This is a genomic window from Nostoc sp. 'Peltigera membranacea cyanobiont' 213, assembly GCF_002245975.1.
Classification (GTDB): Bacteria; Cyanobacteriota; Cyanobacteriia; order Cyanobacteriales; family Nostocaceae; genus Nostoc.
On the sequence record NZ_NOLI01000213.1, the window covers coordinates 1 to 9,389 of the forward strand.

Sequence of the window (9,389 nt, forward strand, 5' to 3'; positions counted from 1 at the left end):
CCCTTCCCCCTTCCCCCTATTTACTAGCTTGTTCCGTCAGCTTGGTGAGTACCTCATTCGATCGCTCTACGAAGGATTTCATTCCCTCAGCATCAAAGCCTTTCTGAGACATCAGCGCTAAATCGTAGACGTGTTGGCAAATCAAGTTCACTAACTGATCGGTAGACGATTGACCGTCACCTTGGATAATACTACCTTGGTTCAGATTTGCCAGATTTTGAATTAACGGATGAGCAGTATTCACTAGCAAAATGTGATCTTCGGGAAACTCTGCTGTCCCCTGCTGCATCATGGCGTTCATTTCTCGCATGCGGCGAAGAATCTCTGGTAAAAGCACGATCGCAGGTGGTGTACCTTGAGGATCGTCTGATTTCAATGCTTCGGTACGGATGTTGAGTTTGGGTTTGTTGAGCGATTTCTCAAATAACTCTTTAATCGTCTCACTGCGGGTTTTGTTCGTGTTAGGATCGACAATTTCCTTATCTTTATCTTGTTCCAGCAGAGTATTATCTAAATCTGAGTCTACCCGCGTAAACTTGACATCCTGATATTCCCGCTCTAGGAAGTTGATAAAGTGGGTGTCGATGAAGGAGTCCATAAATAGGACTTCCAAGCCTTGATTTTTGTGCAGTTCTATGTAAGTAGATTGAGTTGTTTCATCTGTGCTGTAGAAAACCCGGTTTTCGTTGCGTTCTTTGTTGCGTTCTAAATACTCTTTCAGTGTGGTGTAAGGAGCGCTGGGTGTTGAGTTCTCAGCACTGGGTGAAGGAGTCACATCTTGCCAAGCATCGCCGTCTGAAGATTGGACTTCAACCACTGGAGTTTCAGCAGCAACTTTTTCTGTCAGCTTGGCGGTGGTACGGAAAACGATAATATCTTCAATTTGCTTTTTGAATTTATCGTCGTTGAGAACGCCGAATTTGACAAAAGTACCAAGATCCTTCCAAGCACTGATGTATTGTTCGCGGTTATCGCGGAAAAGTTCTTTGAGGCGATCGCCTACTTTTTTGGCAATGTAGTCACCAATTCGCTTCACGGTGCGATCGCCTTGCAAAGCACTCCGCGATACGTTTAGCGGAATATCGGTACTATCAATCACACCCCGCATCGGCATCAAAAATTGCGGGATAATTTCTTCGCAGTTGTCACTGACAAAAACTTGATTGCAAAATAGCTTGATCTGCCCTTTGGTAACATCTACATCCGGCCTCATTTTGGGGAAATACAAAATCCCGTTGATGATAAAGGGATAGTCAGTATTTAAATGTACCCATAACAGAGGTTCTTCCTGAAAAGGATACAGATAGCGGTAAAACTCTAAATAATCTTCTTGACTGAGATTACTCGGAGACTCTCGCCACGGTGCTTTTTGCTTATTTAATACCTCACCTTCTAGTTTTATTGGTACTGGTAAGAAGTCGCAATAAGTCTTGACAAGATTCTTAATTCGTGCAGACTCTAGAAATTCCTCCTCTTCTCCTTGGAGGCTGAGAGTAATAGTAGTGCCGCGAGTTGTTCGGGACGAATCTTCTAGGGTGAAAGCTGGGGAACCATCGCAACTCCAGTGAACTGCCTGCGCTCCTTCTTGGTAGGAAAGGGTGTCAATTTCTACCTTTTGCGCCACCATGAACGAAGAGTAGAAACCAAGACCGAAGTGGCCAATTATGGGTTGATCTGATTTGCCTTCATATTTATGAATAAATTCTTCAGCACTAGAGAAGGCAACCTGATTGATATATTTCTTAACTTCATCTGCGGTCATCCCGATACCGTTATCGGAGATGGATAGGGTTTTGTTATCTTTGTCAATGGCAAGTTCAATTTCCGGTTCGCCGATGTCTCCAGCGTAATCTCCGGCGCGGGATACCATTTTCAGCTTTTGGATGGCATCTACAGCGTTGGATACCAGTTCCCGCAAGAAGATTTGGTGATCTGAGTAGAGCGACTTCTTAATGATCGGGAAAATATTATCAGTATGAATACTGATAGTGCCTTGTTCTAGCATAATTGGTAATTTTCGATGTTAGTATCTGAAATGATGATAGCGGCTAATACAGCCTATCCCCCCGCTTTCCAGGATAAACCCGGAGAACACAAGAGAACATGATACCAATTAGGATTTTAAAAGCATAGCTTAGGCGATGTCTACGACGGGCTGCGCCTACGCACCTTTTTTAAGCATTGTTTGCCCCCATTCTCTGATTCGGATTTCCCTACTCCCGAATTTCAACGTAGGTTAATTAGCCTAGTTGAGACATTCGCCTAAATATTGTTAGTTTTTTCCAACACCAAAAAATAGTGATACGGGTAAGTAGGATCGATAAATTCTTGCTTCACAGTTAACCCAGCATTAGCAACAGAGTTTAAAATCCGCTCTTTGGGATATCCTTTCAAACCCATTTCCCAGTAATGCTCGTCACATACTGGCGTTGTACTCCAGAATTTGGGCACATTGAATAATAAATGCCTTGGCCTACCTGAGAAAGAGGTTTTGATCTGAAATGACAAGTATTGAGTGCAATAAGGAATCGAAATCACCAAAAATTTCTTTGTTGCTTGTGCGAGTTTTTTCAGTGCTTCTTCTGACTGGACGTAAGGAAAGTGTTCCAGCACTTGAAACAGGACGATCGCATCAAATTTCTCTTTCGGTAATGTAAAATCTGTAGTCAAATCCAAAATTATTTCTGGCTTCAGGTTGGGATCGACATCAGCAGTAGTGACATTGTATCCATTGTTCTTCAAGATGTCTGTTAACAGAGAATTAAAAATCCCAATTTCCAGAACATTTTTTACCTGATTACCCAGCGAAAAAATTAGACGCAGCTGGTGGTGATAACTGATGAGCCGATTTTTTGATAAATATTCCGAATTTCTAATATCTAACGAAGTGATAAGTTGCATAAACAATGCCTACCTAATCTGATGGACTGACAAATATAGTGGGTATACAACTACAGGATTCCCCGAAAAACAGCGAAAATAACAGCACCTTATTCTCTATAATCTCCATTATTATGAACAACATTGCAATATTTTTTACCTATGGTTACTAGTACTGACTTACTCGCAAAACTCTACAATGCCTTTAATCCCTTTGAACCCTTACCCGCAGGCGATCCAAAATATGTAGATTGTCAGGATGTGCGCGGTGATGCGGATATTGAGCAAGAATTGGGAAATCGGATGCGATTAGCAGATACAAATACTTGTCAATTGTATTCTGGCCACCGGGGGGCGGGGAAGTCTACAGAATTACTCAGGTTAAAGAAATATTTAGAAAATCGGGAATTTTATGTTGTGTATTTTGCGGCTGATGAAGAAGATATCGATTCTGAAGATGCCCAATATACAGATATTCTCCTCGCCTGTACTCGCCGTTTGCTCAAAGATTTAAAAGAAATTGCTAGTCCTCGTCCTATACTCGACTGGTTGAAAGGTCGTTGGGAAGATTTAAAAGATTTGGCGCAGACTCCCATAGAATTTGAGAGTCTGGGAGTAGAAGCACAGCTAACTCAATTCGCCAAGTTGACCGCAAATTTAAGGGCTGTTCCTGAATTACGCCAGAAGATTCGCCAAAAAATCGATCCTCACACCGTCACTTTAATTCAGGTGTTAAATGAGTTTCTGGTGGATGCAAAACAGCACTTACCTAATGGCTACAATAAACTGGCGGTAATTGTCGATAACTTAGACCGGATGGTGTTAGTCAAAGACGGCGAAGGCCGCACCAACTATGAAGAAGTCTTTTTAGACCGTAGCGAACAACTCCAAGCTTTAGATTGCCATTTGATTTACACTGTCCCCATTTCAATGGTTTATTCTACCAGGGCAACAGACCTCAGAGATATCTATGGCGACCCCCAAATTTTGCCGATGATTATGGTAAACACTCTCAAGGGCGAAGTTTATCAGCCAGGACTCAAGAAAGTTAAGGAAGTAATTAACAAGCGAGTCCGGCAAATTGCACCCGAACTATCACTAGAAACAGAAATTTTCGACAGTCCCCAAACCTTAGACAGACTCTGTTTAATGAGTGGAGGTCATGTGAGGAATTTGCTATTGTTAACTCAAGATGCCATTGGACGCACTGAAGAGTTACCTGTTTCAGAAAAGGCCGTGCGACGAGCAATTACTCAAGCCAGAGATACTTATCGCCGCGCTGTGGAAAATCATCAATGGTGTTTGTTAGCGGAAGTGTCTTGTTCTAAGCGTATTATTAATGATGATTTGTATCGCAGTTTGATGTATAATCGCTGTCTTTTAGAATACCGCTATTTGGATGATGATGGAGAGATGCAGCGTTGGTATGATATTCATCCATTGATTCAAGGAATTCCAGAATTTAAAGAAGCCGTAGCGAAACTTTCATGAACCAAAATTTAAGTGATTGGGATGATGATTTACCTCCAGAACCAGAAGAAGCTTATCAAGACTTGCTTCGCGCACTGAAGCGTAAATCAGGATTTGGTTTGTTTTTTGTCCAATGTACGCCTGGGGAAGCAGACAAGTTTATTGTCAAACTTCCCCAGGAGATTCCGCAGAAAAATATTGCAGTTTTGCCGTTATTTGAAGCGATTGATAATTTATATCAGCCAGTCGCAGAGTTTGTTAAAGACAAGCAAGTTGATATTTTATTGATTAAAGGTCTGGAATATTCTTTATACAAGTATGAAAAAAGAAGTTTTGGCGAAATTACCGAAGGACAATTTAGTAATTTAACCAGTGTTCCGCATATTTTAAATCACTTAAACCAACAGCGAGAACGTTTTAGAGATGATTTTCCCATTAGCTTTGTTTTTCTTTTGCGTTCATTTTCGATAAACTATTTTATTCATCGTGCCCCAGATTTCTTTGATTGGCGTTCTGGGGTGTTTGAATTACCGACAACACCAGAAGTTATAGAACAAGAATCAAATCGTCTGCTGTTGGAAGGAGACTATAAGGAATATTTAAAACTCAGCCACGAACAAAAAATTGAGAAAATTATAGAAATTCAAGACTTGCTGACCGAAAAACATAAGCCAGATAATAGTCAGGCAAGTTTACTATTTAAATTGGGAAATTTACTATTCGCTGCTAAGGAATATGAACAAGCGATCGCATCCTACGACCAAGCTCTGAAAATTCAACCCGATCACTACAAAACTTGGATCTACCGAGGTGCTGTATTATGTGATTACCTACAACGCTTTGAAGAAGCGATCGCATCCTTCGACCAAGCATTGAAAATTAAACCAGATGACGAAAAAGGCTGGTACAACCGAAGCATTGCACTAAATAATTCGGGACGCTATGAGGAAGCGCTGGTGTCTTATGACCAAGCACTGCACATTAAACCAGATGACGACAAAGCCTGGGAGAGCAGAGGCAATGTGTTATGGATTTTAGAACGCTATGAGGAAGCGCTGGCATCTAATGACCAAGCACTGCAAATTAAACCAGATAATCACACAATATGGCATAATCGAGGCATTGCGCTCAAGGATTTAGGACGTAATGAAGAAGCGATCGCATCCTTTGATCAAGCACTGGAATTTCAACCAAATGACTACCACGCTTGGAGTAACCGGGGTATTGCATTAAGGAATTTAGGACAGTATGAAGAAGCAATCGCATCCGACGACCAAGCACTTAAAATTAACTCTAATTATTACGAAGCCTGGAACAACAGAGGTGTTGTTCTATGTGATAATCTACAACGCTATGAAGAAGCAATCATTTCTTTTGACGAAGTACTTAAAATTCAAGCAGATAATTATGTAGCTTGGAGTAATCGGGGTATTGCATTAAGAAATTTAGGACGGTATGAAGAAGAGATCGTATCCTACGACCAAGCACTAAAATTTAAACCTGATGACCACCAAGCTTGGTACAATCGGGGCTATACGCTAGGCAATTTAAAACGGTATAAAGAAGAGATCGCATCCTACGACCAAGCACTGAAATTTAAACCAGATTACCACCAAGCTTGGAGCAATCGGGGCAATGTATTAATGAATTTAGGACGGTATGAAGAAGCGATCGCATCCTACGATCAAGTACTCAAATTTAAACCTGATGACCACCAAGCTTGGTACACTCGAGGGAGTGCATTAATTAAATTAGGTCGTTGGAGAGAAGGAAATAACAATATTAGCAAGGCTATTGAAATTAATCCAGATTTTGCGAATGTTCTGCTTGATAAACAGAAAAAACGCATTATCAGTTGGTTTCAGCAAAAATTGAGGTTAAAAAAGTTAGTTCAACTTTGTATAAGTTTCTTGAGCTTGATTGGATTTAGACGTTGATTAAGCGACCTTATCATTAGTGTTTATATATAATTACACTAACATTATGAAAATTCTAACTAAGAGTTATGCAAAATCAATTGACTACTCTGACTTATGAAATTGAACTAAAACTAGGGGAGAAATTAAATCTCCCAGAATCAATATTGAAAAATATAACTACAGGACGCTGGGTAATCACCATTCAACAAAAAGCGGAAGAACTCAAAAGCACGCGCAACCATAACGCTTTTTTGAATGGCTACGCACCAGAAGACGAAGGACTTTATGACGACTCAAGCAGGTGAGTTTTGAATAGTCTGCGGCTTCTGTAAAGCAGTACGCGCACTAAAAAAAATAAACCCACCTTCGTGGGTTTTATCTGTACAGCCGCGAATTCTAATCACCTTATCCGACTACGTAGCAATCTGTGGTACTGACACCTTCACTGGCACTTTTTTGCTAAAAGACAGACCGTTCTCATTTTTGTCAATGATAATCGTGTCTCCAGAGATAAAAGTATTTTCCAATAACTTGGTGGCGAGGGGGTTTTCTACTTCCCTCTGAATTGCGCGTTTGAGTGGACGCGCACCATAAACAGGGTCATAGCCTGATTCGACAAGGTGATCGCAAGCTGCTTGGGATATCTCAAAGAAGATTTTTTGCTCGCGCAGGAGATTTTCTACTCGCTTGAGTTGAATACGGATGATATGCCGCAGTTCCGTGCGGCTGAGGGCATGGAAGAGAATAATATCATCAAGGCGGGTGAGAAATTCTGGGCGGAAATGCGATCGCAAAGCTTCCATTACCCTAACCTGCATCATTTCATACTTGGAATCATCACCAGATACATCCAAGATATGTTCGCTACCAATGTTACTGGTCATCACAATAACGGTGTTACGAAAATCTACTGTCCTTCCTTGAGAGTCAGTAACTCTTCCATCATCTAACACCTGCAACAAAATATTGAACACATCGGGGTGCGCCTTTTCAACTTCATCTAGCAGCACCACTGAGTAAGGACGGCGGCGAACCGCTTCGGAAAGCTGGCCGCCTTCTTCATAACCTACGTATCCTGGAGGCGCACCCACTAAGCGAGAAACTGAGTGTTTTTCCATATACTCAGACATATCCAAGCGCACCAAGGCATCATCAGAATCAAAGAGAAACTGAGCTAAAGCACGGGCGAGTTCGGTTTTGCCCACTCCGGTGGGGCCCATGAACAAAAATGAACCAATGGGACGCGACGGGTCTTTCATCCCCGCACGGGCACGGCGAATCGCTGCTGATACAGCTTCTACAGCCTCTTCTTGCCCTATGACTCGTTGATGTAAATGACTTTCTAATTGCAGCAATTTTTGCCGTTCTGATTCCAATAAGCGATTGACGGGAATTCCTGTCCACTTGGCGACGATTTCCGCAATATCAGCTTCGGTGACTTGTTCTCGCAGCAACGTCGAACCTTGGTTTTGAATTTCTAAAAGGCTTGCTTCTTTGGCTTCGCGCTCGTGTTGCACTCCTTCCAATTTGCCATACTTCAGTTGGGCAGCTTTATTTAAATCATAAGCACGTTCCGCCTGTTCAATTTGCACTCGCAGCGCATCTTCTTCTTTCTTTAAGGCGCTTATCGCCTCTAATATCTGCTTTTCACCTTGCCATTGCTCATTAAATACTTGCTGTTTTTCGGTCAAATTGGCGATTTCTTGCTCAATTCGCTGCAAACGTTCTTTTGTTTGGGGAGTACCCTTTTCTTCGCCAGCTAATGACAGCTTTTCCATTTCTAACTGCATGAGGCGGCGATCGATGGTTTCCAATTCTGCTGGTTTGGAGGTAATCTCCATTTTTAACTGGGCTGCGGCTTCATCCACCAAATCGATGGCTTTATCTGGCAAAAAGCGATCGCTAATATAACGCGCTGACAGTGTTGCTGCTGCTACCAAAGCCGAATCAGAAATTTTGACATTGTGATGCACTTCATAGCGTTCTTTCAACCCGCGCAGAATGGAAATAGTATTTTCCACACTTGGCTGATCGACAAATACTTGCTGAAAGCGGCGTTCTAAAGCAGCATCTTTCTCAATGTGTTTGCGGAACTCGTCGAGGGTAGTAGCGCCAATGCAACGCAGTTCTCCCCGCGCCAGCATTGGTTTGAGCAGATTTCCGGCATCCATTGCCCCTTGTTGGCTGGAACCTGTACCGACTACGGTATGTAGTTCGTCGATAAACAGGACAATTTGACCGTTAGAGTCCATAACTTCTTTGAGGACAGCTTTCAGGCGTTCTTCAAATTCTCCTCGCAATTTTGCCCCAGCAATTAAACTACCGATGTCTAAAGAAATGAGTTGGCGGTTTTTCAGAGATTCGGGAACGTCACCATTTACCATCCGTTGTGCTAAAGCTTCGGCGATCGCAGTTTTACCTACACCAGGTTCACCAATCAATACCGGGTTATTTTTGCTCCGACGAGATAATACTTGAATTACCCGCCGAATTTCGTCATCTCGCCCAATTACTGGGTCGAGTTTTCCAGCTTTTGCCTGTTCTGTCAAATCTCTGCCAAATTTTTGTAAAGCTTCATAACGGGATTCTGGCGTTTGATCTGTTACCTTTTGGCTACCGCGAACGAGTTTGATAGTAGCTTCTAGTTTAGCTGCGTCCACACTAAAGCTTTTGAGGATCTTTCGGCCAATGCGATCGTCTTCAGCAAAGGCTAAGAGTATGTGTTCTACAGAAATGTAAGAGTCTTTCATCCTGACTCTAGCTTCCTCGGCTTGGTCTAGTAAAACATCTAAACTACGGCTAAGATAAAGCTGATCGCTTTTACCAACTTTGGGCTGACGTTGGAGAAAGGCTTCTAGCTGCTGTTGAAAGCGGATTGGATCGACCTCAGATCGAGCCAGAATACGTATTGCTAGACTGGTGGGTTCTTCTAACAGGGCAATAATTAAATGTTCAACATCTAGTTGCTGTTGTTGATAAGCACGGACTATATCCTGAGATTTAACAATTGCTTCCCAGGCTTTATCAGTAAATTTATTCGGATCTGTAGGTTGCATCTTTAGAATTTTAGACTTTTGATTTTTAGTTTAGGGATTGGGTGCTGGGGATTGGGGATTGGGG

The 9,389-nt window shown here is 42.1% G+C and carries 6 protein-coding genes; 3 read left to right on the forward strand and 3 right to left on the reverse strand.

Annotated features, from left to right (window positions below):
* Positions 1-16 precede the first annotated feature (16 nt).
* Together htpG and CDG77_RS32090 are read right to left on the reverse strand one after the other, a co-directional pair.
* Positions 17-2,005 carry a molecular chaperone HtpG gene (gene htpG, locus CDG77_RS32085; RefSeq protein ID WP_094333249.1) on the reverse strand — a complete coding sequence of 663 codons (1,989 nt, stop codon included), beginning with the start codon at positions 2,003-2,005 and terminating at the stop codon, positions 17-19.
* 257 nt (positions 2,006-2,262) lie between these two features.
* A complete protein-coding gene (locus CDG77_RS32090; RefSeq protein WP_094333250.1) occupies positions 2,263-2,901 on the reverse strand; it encodes a class I SAM-dependent methyltransferase in 639 nt (212 codons plus the stop codon).
* A gap of 141 nt (positions 2,902-3,042) precedes the next feature.
* Between CDG77_RS32090 and CDG77_RS32095 the strand changes: the two genes are divergently transcribed.
* The 3 genes from CDG77_RS32095 to CDG77_RS32105 all read left to right on the forward strand — a co-directional run bounded on the left by CDG77_RS32095 (position 3,043) and on the right by CDG77_RS32105 (position 6,574).
* Complete coding sequence (locus tag CDG77_RS32095) at positions 3,043-4,371, forward strand: AAA family ATPase (RefSeq protein ID WP_094333251.1); 1,329 nt, start codon at positions 3,043-3,045, stop codon at positions 4,369-4,371.
* Positions 4,368-6,287 (forward strand): tetratricopeptide repeat protein, encoded by a 1,920-nt coding sequence (locus CDG77_RS32100; RefSeq protein ID WP_094333252.1) that lies wholly within the window; start codon positions 4,368-4,370, stop codon positions 6,285-6,287. Before CDG77_RS32095 ends, CDG77_RS32100 begins: the two co-directional genes overlap by 4 nt.
* A 68-nt stretch (positions 6,288-6,355) precedes the next feature.
* The gene (locus tag CDG77_RS32105) at positions 6,356-6,574 is read left to right on the forward strand and encodes a hypothetical protein (RefSeq protein WP_094333253.1); all 219 of its coding nucleotides are present in this window, start codon (positions 6,356-6,358) and stop codon (positions 6,572-6,574) included.
* A 108-nt stretch (positions 6,575-6,682) separates the two neighbouring features.
* Here the strand turns inward: CDG77_RS32105 and clpB are convergent, their stop codons facing one another.
* Entirely contained in the window at positions 6,683-9,325 is a 2,643-nt protein-coding gene (gene clpB, locus CDG77_RS32110; protein ID WP_094333254.1) for an ATP-dependent chaperone ClpB, read from the reverse strand.
* Between the last annotated feature and the right edge of the window lie 64 nt (positions 9,326-9,389).

Excerpts from the sequence above, each read along its gene's own strand:
- CDG77_RS32090 (WP_094333250.1), bottom strand. The coding sequence starts at position 2,901 with ATGCAACTTATCACTTCGTTAGATATTAGAAATTCGGAATATTTATCA.
- htpG (WP_094333249.1), bottom strand. The coding sequence starts at position 2,005 with ATGCTAGAACAAGGCACTATCAGTATTCATACTGATAATATTTTCCCG.
- CDG77_RS32100 (WP_094333252.1), top strand. The coding sequence starts at position 4,368 with ATGAACCAAAATTTAAGTGATTGGGATGATGATTTACCTCCAGAACCA.
- clpB (WP_094333254.1), bottom strand. The coding sequence starts at position 9,325 with ATGCAACCTACAGATCCGAATAAATTTACTGATAAAGCCTGGGAAGCA.
- CDG77_RS32105 (WP_094333253.1), top strand. The coding sequence starts at position 6,356 with ATGCAAAATCAATTGACTACTCTGACTTATGAAATTGAACTAAAACTA.
- CDG77_RS32095 (WP_094333251.1), top strand. The coding sequence starts at position 3,043 with ATGGTTACTAGTACTGACTTACTCGCAAAACTCTACAATGCCTTTAAT.